Genomic DNA, 15,252 nt, shown 5'->3' on the forward strand with positions numbered 1-15,252 from the left:
AGGTGCTCTTCGGTGTTCCCGGCGGGTGCACCGCCGGTTAGCTTCGCCGGTATGCCCGATCTTTTCCGGTCCGACGGCTCGTCCCCTTCGGAGGAACGAATCGTCGCCGCGGCCACTGACGAGCTTTCCCCGGCCCGTCGACGGCTGCGGCAGCTGATGGGTTCCGGGAACGGAACCTCCGAGTCGCGCTCGGCGGTCGATACGGCGGAGACCGCCGAGACGGCGGAAAACCGTGAGACACCGGGGGCCGGGGACCGGGCGCGGCGGTGGTTGCCTCGAACACCGCGCGAGGTGCTGCTGGATCCGGGCCGAGCGGGATGCCTCGGTGTGGTTCTCGCCGCGGTGATCGGCTGCGTCGTCCTGCTGATGAGCCGCGATTCCGGTGGCGGGACCACGGCGGTTCCGTCGACTCGGATTCCCGCTCCGGGACCGGCAGCGGTGACCGATGCGGCCGCTACCTCCTCCTCCGAGGCCGAGCTGGTGGTCAGCGTGGTGGGCAGGGTGCACGAACCGGGCCTGGTGACACTGGCGGCGGGATCCCGTGTCGCCGACGCGCTGCGAGCTGCGGGAGGTCCGTTACCCGAGACGGACACCCTGGCGTTGAACCTGGCGCGGGAACTGTCCGACGGGGAACAGCTCTACGTCGGGGTTCCGGTACCGTCACGCGCCTCGAAGCCGGCACCGGACGGCACCACCGCCGCCGACGAGTCCTCGAAGGTGGATCTCAACCGAGCCGACGAACAACGGCTGCGGGAGCTGCCCGGCATCGGTCCGGTCACTGCCGGGGCGATCCTGCGCTGGCGTTCCGAGAACAGTGGATTCGAGTCGGTGAGCCAGCTTCGCGAGGTCGACGGGATCGGGAAGGTGCGGTTCTCGCGGTTGCGCGATCTGGTCCGGGTGTGAGGCTGTGATGACCGACCGGGCAGACCCGGACACTGCCGCGTCGGCGGCTCGCCCGCTGGACCTCCGATTGGTGCCGGCAGCGCTCGGAGTCTGGGGCGCGACGCTGGTCGGATTGCACACCGATTGGGTCGCCGCCGCCCTGTTGGCGTGCTGCTGTGCCACGACCGCAGCGGTGTGCCTGTTCCTCGCGGGCCGGAGATGGGCGATCGGGGTGATCGTGTGCTCGGTTCTGGTGGGAACCGCCGGTTTCGGGCTGGCAGTGCGATTGCGGCCCCTCGATGATCACCCGCTTCGGGAAACCGCCTCCTGGGGAGAGAGCGTACGGCTGCGTGTCGAACTCACCGAACGCCCCACACCCGTGAGCGGTGCCTCGGCCGGGGGCGGAGGTGGGCTCGGGGAACGGTCGGTGGTGCGTGCCCGGATCCGCGCGGTACGACAGGGGGAGAGGTGGCGCGCGGAGTCCGGTTCGGTGCTGTTGCTGGTGCCCGCCGAATCCTGGGGCGAGCTGTTGCGGGGACAGCGAGCCACCACCACCGGTTCGGCGCTCCGTCCGCGTGGAGCCGATCTGTTGGTCATCGTTCTCGCGGTCCACCAGCCGCCGGAGAACGTGACTCGGCCGCCCGTGTCACAACGGTTCGCCGAGCGGCTGCGTACGGGGCTGCGCGACGTTTCCGAGTCCGTACTCTCCCCACGCGCCGAAGGACTGCTTCCCGGCCTGGTGGTGGGAGACACCAGCGGGTTGCTCGACACGGTCCGCCGTGATTTCGGCAGGGCGGGGCTGACCCATCTGACCGCGGTGTCCGGTGCGAACCTGGCGATAGTCTGCGGTGCGGTACTGCTGCTGCTTCGCGCGATGCGTGCTCCACCACTCTTGGCCGCGGGCTGCGCGGGGGTAGCGCTGGCGGGATTCGTGGTTCTCGCCGGGGGCGAGCCCAGTGTGCTGCGGGCGGCCGTCATGGGGGCGCTCGGGCTGCTCGCGCTCGCGCTGGGGCGTAACGGAACGGCACTGCCCGCGCTCGCGGGCTGTGTGATCCTGCTGCTGTTGTGGCAACCCGAGCTGGCCGTGAGCCCCGGGTTCGCGCTGTCGGTCGCGGCCACGGCCGCCCTGGTGCTGCTCGCCCCGACATGGTCGGGGTGGTTGCGGCGGCGGGGGGTGCCCCTCCGATTGGCCCAGGCGCTGGCGGTGCCCGCCGCCGCGCAACTGGCCACCGCGCCGCTGGTGGTCGCCCTTTCCGGAGAGTTCAGCCTCGTCGGCGTCCTGGCGAACGTGCTGGTCGATCCGGTGATCGCGCCTGCCACGGTACTCGGGGTGATGGCGACGCTGCTCGCTCCCTGGTTCTCCCCGCTGGGGGAATTCCTGGTGCTGCTGGCCGTTCCGGAACTGGAGTGGGTGCTGCTGGTTGCCCGGTGTGCCGCGAGCTTCTCGCTGGCGACGATCCCGTTGCCTTCCGGGGCTCCGGGGGTACCGCTCGTGGTCGCCCTGGTGGCCGCGATCCTGCTGCTGCTCCGGTTCCGCACCGGCAGGATGTTGTTGGGCGGTTCGCTGCTGTCCGTGCTACTGCTGTTGGTCACGATCGGGCTGCGGCCCGGGGGATGGCCCGTGACAGGTTGGAGCGTCGTCGCCTGTGACGTCGGGCAGGGGGACAGCCTGGTACTGGCCACCGGAGTACGCGGTTCCGCCGTCGTGGTGGATACCGGTCCCAGCGCCGCCCTGGTCGATCGGTGTCTCGACCGCCTCGGGGTGCGGCACGTGCCGTTGCTGGTGCTCACCCACCCGCACGCCGATCACTACGCCGGCATCTCCGGAGTGCTGGTGGGACGCGAGGTCGATGCGGTGGCTACGGGAGTGTCTCGTCCGTCCATCTGGTCGGACACCGACGTTCGACGACGTGCGCGCGACAACGACGCGCACCTGGTGCGGCTGTCCGCGGGGCAACTGATCCGCTGGCCCGCTCTGGCGATCGAGGTGCTGGCACCGGCAGGGGACGCCGCGCCCGTGGCGGCGGAACGGGTCAACGACGCCTCGGTGGTGCTGCGGGCGAACACCCCGGCAGGGCGGGTACTGCTGACCGGCGACATCGAACTGGCCGGGCAGCGCGAGCTGCTCTCGGCGGGTGTTCGGCTGGACGCGGAAGTACTCAAGGTACCGCACCACGGTTCCCGATACACCAGTGACGAGTTCCTCCGGGCGGTCTCCCCACGGGTGGCGCTGATCAGTGTGGGGTACGGGAACGACTACGGGCATCCCAGTGACGGGATCGTCACGACGCTGCGTGGCCTCGGTGCCGTGGTACGCCGCACCGATCGTCGTGGCGACATCGCAGTGCTGGGCGGAAACCTCGGAATGCGGACCGCCAGCACCGGCGACCCGTTCCGCCCCGACGACTGAGAATCAATCGTCGCTACCCGATGTCGGGCCTTCCGGAGCGAGAGCGGTGCGAGAGGTTCCGCCACGCGGTGCTTCGACAACTCCGGCAGCAGGCTCGGAACGGCAGAACCCCGGTCGCTGAGGTGGTTCGATTGCGAGGTAGGGCCGCTCGCCGCGTAGCGGCCTACTCAAGAGCGGTCCAACGCGGCAAGTGTCCGCCTCAGCGACCGGTAACCGACCGAGCGCGAAAGGCGCTCAGCGGCACCGTTCCTTCAGAGGTTCAGTGCCTCATCCACTGCTTCGGTGTTCGGCGCCACGGTGGCCTTCGGACCGACGTGCTCCTGCAGCGAGTCCATCGTCTTGAGACCGTCACCGGTGATCATCAGTACCGTCTCCGAATCCGGGTCCAGTTGTCCGGACTCGATCAGCTTCTTCGTGGTGGCCACGGTGACGCCGCCCGCGGTCTCGGCGAAGATGCCTTCCGTGCGAGCCAGCAGCCGGATGCCCTCGACGACCTCCTCGTCGCTGACGTCCTCGATCGCACCGTTGGTGCGGCGCACGGTGTCGAGTACGTACGGACCGTCTGCGGGGGCGCCGATCGCCAGCGAACGCGCGATGGTGTCGGGCCGCACCGGCTGCACCACGTCGTGGTTCTGCTTGTAGGCGTCCGCGACGGGGGAGCAGCCCGTGGCCTGCGCACCGAAGATCCGGTAGGGACTCTGTTCCACCAGCCCGACCTCGCCGAGCTCGCGGAAGCCCTTGTCGACCTTGGTGAGCTGTGATCCGGAGGCGATGGGAACCACGACCTGCTCCGGAATGCGCCAGCCGAGCTGTTCGGCCACCTCGAAGGCGAGGGTCTTGGACCCTTCCGAGTAGTAGGGCCGCACGTTGACGTTGACGAACGCCCAGTCCTCGTGCTCCCCGGCCAGTTCGGTGGCCAGGCGGTTCACATCGTCGTAGTTGCCGTCGACGGCCAGCAGCGAGCCGTCGTAGACGGCGGTCATCAGTACTTTGGCGCGTTCCAGCGAGGAGGGAACGAGCACCACCGAGTCCCAGCCCGCGCGTGCCGCGGCCGCTCCCACCGCGTTGGCGAGGTTACCGGTGGAGGGGCACGCCAGTACCTTGAAGCCGAACTCGCGCGCGGCCGCCAGTGCCACCGCCACGACCCGGTCCTTGAAGGAGTGGGTGGGGTTTCCCGTGTCGTCCTTGATCCAGATGCGTTTGACGCCCAGCGCGTTGGCGAGCGCGTCGGCCCGGACCAACCTCGTACAGCCCGGATCGGTGTTCGGGTGCCGCTCCACATCGGACGGAACCGGCAGCAGGTTCTTGTAGCGCCAGATCGAGCGCGGGCCGGATTCGATGTCCTCCCTGCGCACGCGGCCGAAGTCGTAGGCGACTTCCAGCGGCGAGAAGTCCTCCAGGCAGACGAACTCCGGAGCCAGGGGCTGCCGATGCCCCTCTTCCTTGGATACGAGCTCGGCCGCGGGGCCGAGGTCGAACTTCCGGTCGGTCGTCTCGGACTGCGTTCGGGCGGCAGCTGTCATCGCGAGGTCCTTCCCCTCATCTGTCCCGCTGGCGGGTCGGAATTGGCACCGTTTTCGTCGATCCGCGCCACGAACGTGATCGCGGTGCCGACGCTGGTTGCCGGGGCTTCGCCGGGCCGGTCCCTCTGCCCCTCTGGATGAGCTATCCAAGTTGTTTCGGCAACGCTACGGCATGAACCCGTCATCCGACCACTTTGATCCAGCATCCGGGACGGGGTTGACCGTCGGCCCCAGTGGGAGAATGCGGACCATGAACTCGGCTCCCGCCTCGTTGCATCTCGTGCTCGGTGACGAAGAACTGCTGGTCGAGCGTGCTGTTTCCGAATCTCTCGCCGCCGCTCGCCGGGCCGATCCCGAAGCCGAGCTACGTCGTTCCAAGGTGAGTGACCTCACCCCTCCCGAACTCGACGAGATGCTGAGTCCCTCGTTGTTCGCGGAGGGGCGCGTGATCGCGTTGGACAGTGCGCAGGACGCGAGCAAGGAGATCGCCGAGGCGGTGCTCCGCCACGCGCGCGCTCCGGCCGAAGGGGTGGTGCTCGTGGTGCTGCACAACGGTGGTGGCAGGGCCAAGCACGCCAAGGAACTCCCCGGTGAGCTGCGCGGTATGGGGGCCGCCGTCACCGAGTGCAACCGGATCACGCGGCCCGCCGAGCGGGAGAGTTTCGTCCGGGCGGAGGCCACCAGGGCCGGTGGGCGCATCGACTCGGCCGCGGTGAGCGCTCTCGTAGAGACGGTGGGCAACGATTTGCGCGAGTTGTCCTCCTCGGTGTCCCAGCTGGTCGCCGATACCGACGGTAAGGTCGACGAGGCCGCGGTACGGCGTTACCACCAGGGCAAGGCGGAGGTCACCGGCTTCGTGGTGGCGGAGAAGGCCGTGATGGGGGACCGGGCCGGCGCTTTGGAGGCGTTGCGCTGGGCGCTGCAGCTGGGGGTGCCGCACGTGCTGATCGCCGATGCGTTGGCCGATGCCGTGCGCACCATCGGGCGAGTGGCCAGTGCCGGCGGCGGGGATCAGTACCGGGTCGCGCGGGAGCTCGGTATGCCGGCCTGGAAGGTCAAGAAGGCGCTCTCGCAGGCCCGGGGCTGGAACGCGGCGGGAGTGACCGAGGCGATGCAGCTGGTCGCTTCGCTCAACGGTCAGGTCAAGGGGCAGGCCGCCGATGCCGACTACGCCCTGGAACGCGCGGTGCTGGGGTTGATCGCGAGCCGGAGTTCCCGGAACCAGGGCTGAGCTGGAAAGCCGGGCGGGGCGTCGGGCAGCGAGGGGCAGACGGCGTACGGGCCTCTCCGCGGCGTGCGAAGAGGCCCGTGTACCGGCGTTTCCCGAACGGTTTCCGATCGCCGTCGACCGTCCGGGGAGTCCGATCAGAGCTGGTTGAGCTGCCTGGCCATCGAGGACTTCTTGTTGGCCGCCTGGTTGCGGTGGATGACGCCCTTCTTGGCGGCCTTGTCGACCAGGCGGGTGGCGGCACGCTCCATCTCGGCGGCCTTTTCCTTGTCACCGGTGGCAGCGGCCTCGCGGAACCGGCGCATCGCGGTCTTCATCGAGGTCTTGACCGACTTGTTGCGAAGACGGTTGCGCTCGTTGATCAGGACTCGCTTCTTGGAGGACTTGATGTTGGCCACTGTTGCGCCTCTTTCGCTGATCGACTCGAATGTCGCGACCGCGCTCGAACGGCGCTGCCCCCGTCGGGAAACGCTTCGGTTCACCGGGGTTTCCCGGTTCACCGGCGGTTCCGGCACGACGGTTCGCGGGCAGCCTTCCTCCACGTCGGAAATGCCGCGCGGTGCGATCGACCATCGTAGCAACACCGCGTCACGCCGCCGCGCCCGGTTCCGCTGGTCAGGGCGCTGCCCGCTGGAGATGCCCGATGAGGAGGCCAGGAGTTCCCGCCCGTACACCCAGTAGCGCCGGTGGGTGCCGTCCTGGTCGCTCAGTCCGAGTCGTCGTCCTTGCGGGGCCTTCCCCTGCCGCGCTGCCGTCCGGTCTCACCCGGCAGCCTGCCCGCATCCTGCAGCGCCTTGCGCAACAGGAACTCTATCTGCGCGTTCGTGCTGCGCAGTTCGTCGCCAGCCCAACGCGCGAGCGCGTCGTGTACCGCCGGATCCAGGCGGAGCAGGAAGCTCTTGCGGGATGCCACGCGACTACCTCACTGGTACAGCGAGCCGGTGTTGACCACCGGTTGGGTCGCCTTGTCACCGCAGAGCACGACCAGCAGGTTGCTGACCATCGACGCCTTGCGCTCCTCGTCCAGTTCCACGATCTCGTCCGCTGCCAGCTGACCGAGCGCCGACTCGACCATGCCGACCGCGCCCTCGACGATGCGCTGCCGTGCGGCCACGACCGCGTCGGCCTGCTGGCGCTGCAGCATCGACTGTGCGATCTCGGGAGCATACGCGAGGTGGGTGAGCCTGGACTCGACGACCTTTACACCCGCCGAGTGAACCCGGTCGGCGATCTCCTTGGAGAGCTTGGCGGTTATCTCCTCGGCGTTCTCCCGCAGTGAGAACTCCTGTCCGCCCCTGGTGTCGTAGGCGTAGTTGGTCGCGATGTGCCGTACGGCCGTTTCCGTCTGGGTCTGCACGAACTCGACGAAGTCGTCGACGCTGAAGGATGCCTGTGCGGTGTCATCGACCTGCCAGACCACCACGGCGGCGATCTCGATGGGGTTGCCCTCGGCGTCGTTGACCTTCATCACGCTGGTCTCGTGGTTGCGGATCCGGGTGGAGATGCGCGTCCGGCCGGTGGTCAGCGGATTGACCCAGTGCAGTCCCTCCTGGCGCAGTGTCCCCGTGTAGCGGCCGAGGAACTGCAGTACCCGTGCCTCGCCGGGTGAGACCGTCACCAGCCCGGCCAGGCTCACCAGGGTGGCGACTTCCAGCACGATCCCGACCGCGAGCAACCACCAGGTGGAGGTCACTCCGCCGAGGGCTGCCAGCGCGGCGGCCAAGAGGAGCAGCAGGACGCCCAGCCCGAGCGTCGGGAGTCCCGGGGCTCTTCTCGCGGGCTGTTCCCTGATCTCCGACTCCGGCATCACCACTCCCGTTCCGGTTCCCTCGGTGCCCATCCGGTTCCTCCTCTGGCGTGTTTCGTGATTTCTGGAAGACATCATAGTGATATCACTTTTTCGATGTGGAGGCAAAGCCCGAAATCGCCGGATGATCTCGGTTGCTCGTAGGAGACCTGTGGTGACAGTGCTCGGGGAGCTCGTGGATTTCGCGCGAAATCGCCACGCGAGCGTTGTCGCTGTTCGGCGGATCCTCACGCGATCGGGTAGGACGGGGGCATGGAGGTTCTCAGCAGCAGGATGATCCTGCGTCCCGGTGACCACGATCGCTCGGTGCGGTTCTACCGCGACACGCTCGGACTCGCGATCCACCGTGAGTTTCCCGGCGGCACGGTGTTCTTCCTCGGGCAGGGGCTGCTGGAGGTGTCCGGAAGCGGCAGCAGTGGCCCCAGCGAGGACCAGATGCTGTGGCTGCAGGTGCGCGACGCCGCCGAGAGCGTCCGTGAGCTGCGCGAGCTCGGCGTCGAGGTGCTCGCCGAACCGGAACGGCGACCCTGGGGGCTGATCGAGGGAACCGTCGCCGACCCCGACGGGATGCGGATCGTGCTGGTGGAGGTGCCTCCCGAACATCCGCTGCGCAGTGACGTTCGGCAACATCCCTGACACGCTGTCGGTGCGGCCCCGGCGGGGCGGCCGGTTCAGCCGTCCGTCCCGCTCCGCCGCGACGCATCCCGTGCGGTCGTACTTCCGGGTTGGGGTCGGGTATTCCGCACTTTCGTGGGACCATGGGCACACAGCCCTGCCCGTACGCGAGTCGACATCCCGCGAGGAAGACTTCAGTGAGCACCTTCGCAGACACGACCTTCACGTCTCCTGAACGCATCAGGAACTTCTGCATCATCGCCCACATCGACCACGGCAAGTCGACGTTGGCCGACAGGGTGTTGCAGCTCACCGAGGTGCTCGACGAGCGCGCGTACCGGGACCAGTACCTCGACCGGATGGACCTGGAGCGCGAGCGCGGCATCACGATCAAGTCCCAGAACGTGCGACTGCCGTGGCAGGTCGACGGTGAGGACTACGTGCTGCACCTGATCGACACTCCCGGCCACGTCGACTTCACCTACGAGGTCAGCCGCTCGCTCGCCGCCTGCGAGGGGGCGATCCTGCTGGTGGACGCCGCCCAGGGGATCGAGGCGCAGACTCTGGCCAACCTCTACCTGGCCATGGAGCACGACCTGGAGATCATCCCCGTGCTCAACAAGATCGATCTTCCCGCCGCCGACCCCGACCACTACGCCGCGGAGCTGGCCCACATCATCGGCTGCTCGGAGTCCGACGTGCTGCGGGTCTCGGCCAAGAGCGGTGAGGGTGTCGCCGATGTGCTCGACGCCGTGGTGCTCAACGTTCCCGCGCCGGTCGGCGAGCACGACTCACCGGCCAGGGCGATGATCTTCGACTCGGTCTACGACACCTACCGGGGCGTGATCACCTACATCCGTGTGGTCGACGGCAGCATCACCCCGCGCGAGAAGATCCGGATGATGTCGACCGGAGCCACCCACGAGCTGCTCGAAGTCGGCATCATCTCACCCGACCAGAAACGCTCCGAGGGGCTCGGGGTCGGTGAGGTCGGCTACCTGATCACCGGTGTCAAGGACGTCCGCCAGTCCCGGGTGGGTGACACGGTGACCTTCGCCAAGAACGGTGCCGAGCAGCCACTGCCCGGCTACCGTGACCCGATCCCGATGGTCTACTCCGGGCTCTACCCGATCGAGGGATCCGACTATCCGGTGCTGCGTGACGCGCTGGACAAGCTGCTGCTCAACGACGCCGCGTTGACCTACGAGCCGGAGACCTCCGGTGCGCTCGGTTTCGGTTTCCGCTGCGGCTTCCTGGGGCTGTTGCACCTGGAGATCACCAGGGCGCGACTGGAGCGCGAGTACAACCTCAACCTCATCTCCACCGCCCCCAACGTGGTCTACGGCGTCACCCTGCAGGATGGCACCGAACTGGAGGTCACCAACCCCTCGGACTGGCCCGAGGGCAAGATCCAGGAAGTGCGCGAGCCGATCGCGAAGTGCACCGTGATCGCTCCCTCCGAGTTCGTCGGCGCGATCATGGAGCTGTGCCAGAGCAGGCGCGGGCGGCTCGACAGCATGGACTACCTCTCCGAGAGCCGTGTGGAGCTCCGCTACACCATTCCGTTGGCCGAGATCGTGTTCGACTTCTTCGACCACCTCAAGTCGCGTACCCGCGGCTACGCTTCCATGGACTACGAGGAGTCCGGCACGCAGGCCTCGGACCTGGTCAAGGTCGACATCCTGCTGCAGCACGAGGCGGTGGACGCCTTCAGCGCGATCGTGCACAAGGACAACGCCTACTCCTACGGCACCAAGATGGCCTCCAAACTCCGAGAGCTCATCCCGCGGCAGCAGTTCGAGGTGCCGATCCAGGCCGCAGTGGGTTCGCGGATCATCGCCCGCGAGACGATTCGCGCCATGCGCAAGGACGTGCTCGCCAAGTGCTACGGCGGTGACATCAGCCGTAAGCGCAAGCTGCTGGAGAAGCAGAAGGAAGGCAAGAAGAAGATGAAGACGGTCGGCCGTGTCGAGGTGCCCCAGGAGGCGTTCGTGGCCGCGCTGTCCACCGACGAGTCCGCCAAGGACGATTCCAAGGGCGACTCCAAGGGCAAGAAGTAGCCCGACGGGAAGTAGCGGCGGGACCTTGTCGCCCCGGTTTTCGCCGGGCTCGTTCGATGGAGCTTCCCGCCCTCCGGCCCCCGGTTCCGGTGCTCGTCCGGCGTCGCGGCCTGCCGGAGCCCGTCGAACCGTTGCGCGTTCCGGGAAAACGGCGAGTCCGAACCGGACCGTGTTCCCTAGAATCGATCTTCGCCGTAGTCGAGGGTCGAAACGAGGGAACGATGTCCGAACGACACGAGTACGAGACCGTGGTGCGCTGGACCGGGAACCGTGGAAGCGGTACCGATGAGTACGACTCCTACGGTCGTGAGCACCTGATCGAGGTCGCGGGCAAGGCGCCGCTGCGCGGCTCGGCCGATCCGGCCTTCCTCGGGGATCCGGAACTGCTGAACCCGGAGGAATTGCTGGTGGCCTCGCTCGCGCAGTGCCACATGCTCTGGTACCTGGGGATCTGTGCCTCCTCCGGCGTCGTGGTCACCGACTACCGCGACGCGGCTCGCGGCACCATGACCGAGGAGCGGGGCGGTGGAGGTCGTTTCACCGAGGTGGTGCTGCGACCGGTGGTGACCGTGCGGAGCGAGTCGATGCGCGACAGGGCCGAGAAACTGCACGAGCAGGCGCACCGCAAGTGCTTCATCGCCAATTCCGTGAACTTTCCGGTCCGTCACGAGCCCGGTATCCGTGTGGTGAGCTGATCGGGCAGGGGGCGATCCGGCCTTCTTCCCGGAACCCCGGGTGTCGATTTCGCGCGAAATCGACACCCGGGAGCGGCGGGATATCACCCCGCTTCGGGCACTCAGCGTGGTTCGTCGGTTACTTGTCCGGTGGCGACAAATATTCGGTTCGTGTGACGCCTGTCCCGCACTGCCGTTTTCGCTATTGCCTATAGATACTGTCTATGTCTTTAATTCAAAAATTGTCTGGCAAGTGTCTGATTTGTGTGGTGCCCTGCGCTTATCTTTCGTTGGGTCCGATTCCGCGTGGTGGTGTGGTGAGTCGTTTCGGTGTCTCGGGGGTTGCGTTTCCGGCGCCGTCGGCTAGTATGCCCCAGCGAATAACGGCGGTTTCGACGAGTTCGGTAATCCGGTGAAATCGTCGGTTGGTGCCCACGGGTGCGCGTGATTGATCAAAGACGATCCTCGTCCGCCACCCGCGGTTTCTCGTTTTCGACCGGTGGGCTACCGGACGCTGTCCCGATCATTGCGATTTCAGGAGGTCTGGCATGAGTGATCCGGAGATGTCGCGGACGAGTCTCCCGATCCGGGGAGCGACTCGGCAGCACGCGTCATCGCTGGACATCCGCGAGCAGGACCCACCGTTCTCCCCGCCGGAGCCGCCGAGCGCGCCAGAGGGGGCTCCCAACGTGGTGGTCGTGCTGCTGGACGACATGGGTTTCGGCGCTCCCAGCGCCTTCGGCGGGCCGTGCGAGATGCCCACGGCCGATCGGCTGGCCGGGGACGGGCTGCGCTACACGCGGTTCCACGTGACCGCGGTGTGCTCACCGACCCGGCAGTCGCTGCTGACCGGACGCAACCACCACTCGGTGGGAATGGGAGTCACCACCGAGATGGCCAGCGCCGCTCCGGGCTACAACGGGATACGGCCGCTGAGCGCGGGAACGATGGGTCAGATCCTGGCCGGTAACGGTTACAACACCGCGGCGTTCGGCAAGTGGCACCAGACCCCGGCGCGCGACGTCAGCGTGGCGGGTCCGTTCGATCGCTGGCCCACCGGTGAGGGCTTCGAGAAGTTCTACGGCTTCGTGTGCGCGGAGATGAACCACTGGTACCCCGTGCTGTTCGACGGCACCACACCGGTGGAACCCGACCGTGGGCCGGAGGACGGCTATCACCTCTCCGAGGACCTGGTCGACCGTGCGATCGACTGGGTGCGCGACCAGAAGTCACTCAAGCCCGAAACCCCCTTCTTCGCCTACCTCCCCTTCGGCGCGACCCACGCGCCCTACCACGTTCCGAAGGAGTACCGCGACAAGTACCGGGGCAGGTTCGACCACGGTTGGGACCGGCAGCGTGAGATCACCCTGGAGCGGCAGAAGGAACTGGGAGTCGTTCCCCCCGAAACGGAACTGGCCCCGTGGGCCGAGGGCGTGCCGCACTGGGACGAACTGTCCGAGCAGGAGAGGGAGTCCGCCGCCTCGTTGATGGAGCTCTACGCGGGATTCGCCGAGCACACCGACGACCAGATCGGCCGTCTCGTGGACGAGCTGGAGCAGCAGGGCGAACTCGACAACACCCTGTTCGTCTACATCCTCGGCGACAACGGCGCCTCCGCCGAGGGCGGACTCGGTGGGACGCTCAACGAGCACCGGCACGCCAGCGGTATCCCCGACGACGCCGAGACGATCAACCGCCACCGGGAGGAGCTGGGTGACGCGACCACGCACGCCCACTATCCGGTCGGCTGGGCGCTGGCGATGAACACGCCGTACCAGTGGACGAAACAGGTCGCCTCGCACTTCGGCGGAACCAGGGACGGCATGATCGTGCACTGGCCACGCGGTATCGCCGAACGCGGTGGTGTCCGCGACCAGTTCCACCACGTCATCGACGTGCTGCCCACCGTCCTCGAAGCGGCCGGGATCCCACAGCCCGATGAGGTCAACGGGGTCACGCAGCAGCCGGTCGAGGGCACGAGCATGCTCTACAGCTTCAACGACGCCTCGGCGGCGGAACGCCGCCGGATCCAGTACTTCGAGATGGTGGGCAACCGGGGCATCTACCACGACGGCTGGATGGCGGTCACCAGGCACGGCACCCCGTGGGACATGGTGCAGGACGGCACCCGGCACTACTTCGACGACGACCGCTGGGAGCTCTACGACACCAATGTGGACTGGAGCCAGGCCCACGACCTCGCGGCGGAACACCCGGGCAAACTCCGGGAACTGCAACAGCTTTTCCTGGTGGAGGCCAGTCGTTACAACGTCTTCCCCCTCGACGACCGCATGACCGAGCGGGAGAACCCGCGCGAGGCCGGGCGGCGCGACCTGCACGGCGACCGTCGGTCGATCACGTTCCACGCCTCCGCCTCGCGGTTGACCGAGGAGACGGCGCCCAACGTCAAGAACCGCTCGCACACCCTGACCGCCCGTATCGAGGTCCCCGAGTCCGGTGCGGACGGAGTGCTGGTGGCCCAGGGCGGACGGTTCGGCGGCTGGTCGCTGTACGTGCACGGGGGGCGCGCCTGCTACGCGTACAACTACTTCGGGCTCGAGGTCTACCGGGTGAGCACGGACGAACCGCTCCCTGCCGGCGAGCACGAGATCGTGTTGGACTTCGCCTACGACGGCGGCGGTGTCGGCATGGGCGGTACCGCGACCCTCCACGTCGACGGTGAGCAGCGCGGGCAGCAGCGGGTGGGCGGCACCATTCCGTACTACTTCGCCTTCGACGAGACGTTCGACATCGGAGTCGACCGTGCGTCACCGGTCACCGACGACTACCCACCGGTGGACAACGCCTACACGGGCACGCTGCACAGCGTGCGGGTGGATCTCGGCGACGATCTGCACAGCGACAGCGACAGCGAACGTGACCGCGAACTGTTCAGGGCGGCCCATGACTGACACGACAACGGGAGACTGCTGCGCACCCACGCGGACCGCGAGCGGTGCGCCGTGGACGGAGACGGTACGCACCCGGGTCCACTCCGGTTCCACCGCGGGGCTGGTGCGGCTCGACGGCGGCGAGTTCCGGATGGGAAGCGAGCGGGACGAGGCGTACCCGCAGGACGGCGAGGGCCCGGTGCGGACGGTGCGGCTCGACCCGTTCTGGATCAGCCCGACAGCCGTGTCGGTGGCCGACTTCGCCGCCTTCGTGGACGCCACCGCCCACCGCACCGACGCCGAGCGTTGGGGGTGGTCGTTCGTGTTCGGCGGGTTGCTGCCGGACGACTTCCCGCCCACGCGCGGAGTCGCCGCCGCTCCCTGGTGGCGTCAGGTCGAGGGCGCCTACTGGTGGCGGCCGGAGGGGCCGGGCTCCGATGCCGGGGACCGGCCGGACCATCCGGTCACCCACGTGTCCTTCCGGGACGCGCTCGCCTACTGCGACTGGGCCGGGCTGCGGCTGCCGACCGAGGCCGAGTGGGAGTACGCGGCCAGGGGAGGGCTCGAGGGAAGTCCCTTTCCGTGGGGTGAACAGCTGGAGCCTTCCGGTCGGCACCGGATGAACGTCTGGCAGGGTGAGTTCCCCGGGCGCAACGAGTGCTCGGACGGCTGGTACGGAACCTGCCCCGTGGACGCCTTCGAACCGAACGGTTACGGGCTGCACAACACGACCGGCAACGTTTGGGAGTGGTGTGCCGACCGGTTCGACCCGGACTTCCCGGCACGGGACACCCGGGTCAACCCGAGGGGGCCCGACAGCGGGGAACGGCGCAGTGCGCGCGGCGGTTCCTACCTGTGCCACGAGTCCTACTGCCGGCGTTACCGGGTTTCGGCGCGTCAGGGAGTCACCCCTGACTCGTCCATCGGCAACATCGGGTTCCGGTGCGTCCGCGACGTGTGGCCGAGTGACGAGGACCAGGAGGCGCCGGGATGGAACGCAGGGAGCTCGAGTACTTCCTGACCATTGCCGACCAGGGCAGTTTCACGGCCGCGGCTCAGACGCTGCGCGTCGCGCAACCCTCGCTGTCGCACGCGATCGCGTCGTTGGAGAACCGGCTCGGCGGCAGGGTGTTCCACCGGCTCGCACAGGGAGTGAGCCTGA

At 67.9% G+C, this 15,252-nt stretch carries 13 protein-coding genes and 1 riboswitch; of the genes, 9 read left to right on the top strand and 4 right to left on the bottom strand.

What is annotated here, in order from left to right; genetic code table 11:
* Positions 1 to 51 precede the first annotated feature (51 nt).
* Together J2S53_RS22440 and J2S53_RS22445 are read left to right on the top strand one after the other, a co-directional pair.
* Positions 52 to 903 (top strand): helix-hairpin-helix domain-containing protein, encoded by an 852-nt coding sequence (locus J2S53_RS22440; RefSeq protein WP_456242648.1) that lies wholly within the window; start codon positions 52 to 54, stop codon positions 901 to 903.
* A gap of 7 nt (positions 904 to 910) precedes the next feature.
* The gene (locus J2S53_RS22445; protein ID WP_456242649.1) at positions 911 to 3,292 is read left to right on the top strand and encodes a ComEC/Rec2 family competence protein; all 2,382 of its coding nucleotides are present in this window, start codon (positions 911 to 913) and stop codon (positions 3,290 to 3,292) included.
* 251 nt (positions 3,293 to 3,543) lie between these two features.
* Here the strand turns inward: J2S53_RS22445 and thrC are convergent, their stop codons facing one another.
* Positions 3,544 to 4,815, bottom strand: coding sequence for a threonine synthase (gene thrC / locus J2S53_RS22450; RefSeq protein ID WP_456242650.1), 1,272 nt, complete (start codon positions 4,813 to 4,815; stop codon positions 3,544 to 3,546).
* 13 nt (positions 4,816 to 4,828) lie between these two features.
* Positions 4,829 to 4,959, bottom strand: a riboswitch (SAM riboswitch).
* A 106-nt stretch (positions 4,960 to 5,065) separates the two neighbouring features.
* Between thrC and holA the strand changes: the two genes are divergently transcribed.
* On the top strand, positions 5,066 to 6,046 hold the full coding sequence (holA, locus tag J2S53_RS22455) for a DNA polymerase III subunit delta (RefSeq protein ID WP_456242651.1): 981 nt from the start codon (positions 5,066 to 5,068) through the stop codon (positions 6,044 to 6,046).
* Positions 6,047 to 6,180: 134 nt separating this feature from the next.
* Here holA and rpsT read toward each other — a convergent pair whose 3' ends face one another.
* From rpsT to J2S53_RS22470, 3 genes are all read right to left on the bottom strand, one after another.
* Positions 6,181 to 6,441, bottom strand: a complete 261-nt coding sequence (gene rpsT, locus J2S53_RS22460) for a 30S ribosomal protein S20 (protein WP_092924347.1) — start codon at positions 6,439 to 6,441, stop codon at positions 6,181 to 6,183.
* A 308-nt stretch (positions 6,442 to 6,749) separates the two neighbouring features.
* Entirely contained in the window at positions 6,750 to 6,956 is a 207-nt protein-coding gene (locus J2S53_RS22465) for a hypothetical protein (protein ID WP_092975536.1), read from the bottom strand.
* A 9-nt stretch (positions 6,957 to 6,965) separates the two neighbouring features.
* Positions 6,966 to 7,883, bottom strand: coding sequence for an SPFH domain-containing protein (locus J2S53_RS22470; protein ID WP_456242652.1), 918 nt, complete (start codon positions 7,881 to 7,883; stop codon positions 6,966 to 6,968).
* Positions 7,884 to 8,102: 219 nt separating this feature from the next.
* Here J2S53_RS22470 and J2S53_RS22475 point away from each other — a divergent pair, with 219 nt between their 5' ends.
* The 6 genes from J2S53_RS22475 to J2S53_RS22500 form a co-directional block, all read left to right on the top strand.
* Positions 8,103 to 8,486 (top strand): VOC family protein, encoded by a 384-nt coding sequence (locus J2S53_RS22475; protein ID WP_456242653.1) that lies wholly within the window; start codon positions 8,103 to 8,105, stop codon positions 8,484 to 8,486.
* Positions 8,487 to 8,662: 176 nt separating this feature from the next.
* On the top strand, positions 8,663 to 10,525 hold the full coding sequence (gene lepA, locus J2S53_RS22480) for a translation elongation factor 4 (RefSeq protein WP_092923523.1): 1,863 nt from the start codon (positions 8,663 to 8,665) through the stop codon (positions 10,523 to 10,525).
* A gap of 221 nt (positions 10,526 to 10,746) precedes the next feature.
* Positions 10,747 to 11,220 (top strand): OsmC family protein, encoded by a 474-nt coding sequence (locus tag J2S53_RS22485; protein ID WP_456242654.1) that lies wholly within the window; start codon positions 10,747 to 10,749, stop codon positions 11,218 to 11,220.
* A gap of 527 nt (positions 11,221 to 11,747) precedes the next feature.
* On the top strand, positions 11,748 to 14,111 hold the full coding sequence (locus J2S53_RS22490) for an arylsulfatase (protein ID WP_456242655.1): 2,364 nt from the start codon (positions 11,748 to 11,750) through the stop codon (positions 14,109 to 14,111).
* The gene (locus J2S53_RS22495) at positions 14,104 to 15,111 is read left to right on the top strand and encodes a formylglycine-generating enzyme family protein (RefSeq protein ID WP_456242656.1); all 1,008 of its coding nucleotides are present in this window, start codon (positions 14,104 to 14,106) and stop codon (positions 15,109 to 15,111) included. Before J2S53_RS22490 ends, J2S53_RS22495 begins: the two co-directional genes overlap by 8 nt.
* Positions 15,081 to 15,252, top strand: a 172-nt coding sequence (locus J2S53_RS22500; protein ID WP_456242861.1) for a LysR family transcriptional regulator, incomplete at its 3' end; no start/stop codon positions are given. The genes J2S53_RS22495 and J2S53_RS22500, both read left to right, overlap by 31 nt.

This window comes from Actinopolyspora lacussalsi (assembly GCA_030803735.1).
Classification (GTDB): domain Bacteria; phylum Actinomycetota; class Actinomycetes; order Mycobacteriales; family Pseudonocardiaceae; genus Actinopolyspora; species Actinopolyspora lacussalsi.

What these genes read in the sequence shown, in the direction of transcription:
- J2S53_RS22475 (WP_456242653.1), top strand. Translation starts at nt 8,103, where the DNA reads ATGGAGGTTCTCAGCAGCAGGATGATCCTGCGTCCCGGTGACCACGAT.
- thrC (WP_456242650.1), bottom strand. Translation starts at nt 4,815, where the DNA reads ATGACAGCTGCCGCCCGAACGCAGTCCGAGACGACCGACCGGAAGTTC.
- J2S53_RS22445 (WP_456242649.1), top strand. Translation starts at nt 911, where the DNA reads ATGACCGACCGGGCAGACCCGGACACTGCCGCGTCGGCGGCTCGCCCG.
- holA (WP_456242651.1), top strand. Translation starts at nt 5,066, where the DNA reads ATGAACTCGGCTCCCGCCTCGTTGCATCTCGTGCTCGGTGACGAAGAA.
- J2S53_RS22490 (WP_456242655.1), top strand. Translation starts at nt 11,748, where the DNA reads ATGAGTGATCCGGAGATGTCGCGGACGAGTCTCCCGATCCGGGGAGCG.
- J2S53_RS22495 (WP_456242656.1), top strand. Translation starts at nt 14,104, where the DNA reads ATGACTGACACGACAACGGGAGACTGCTGCGCACCCACGCGGACCGCG.
- J2S53_RS22470 (WP_456242652.1), bottom strand. Translation starts at nt 7,883, where the DNA reads ATGGGCACCGAGGGAACCGGAACGGGAGTGGTGATGCCGGAGTCGGAG.
- J2S53_RS22485 (WP_456242654.1), top strand. Translation starts at nt 10,747, where the DNA reads ATGTCCGAACGACACGAGTACGAGACCGTGGTGCGCTGGACCGGGAAC.
- J2S53_RS22440 (WP_456242648.1), top strand. Translation starts at nt 52, where the DNA reads ATGCCCGATCTTTTCCGGTCCGACGGCTCGTCCCCTTCGGAGGAACGA.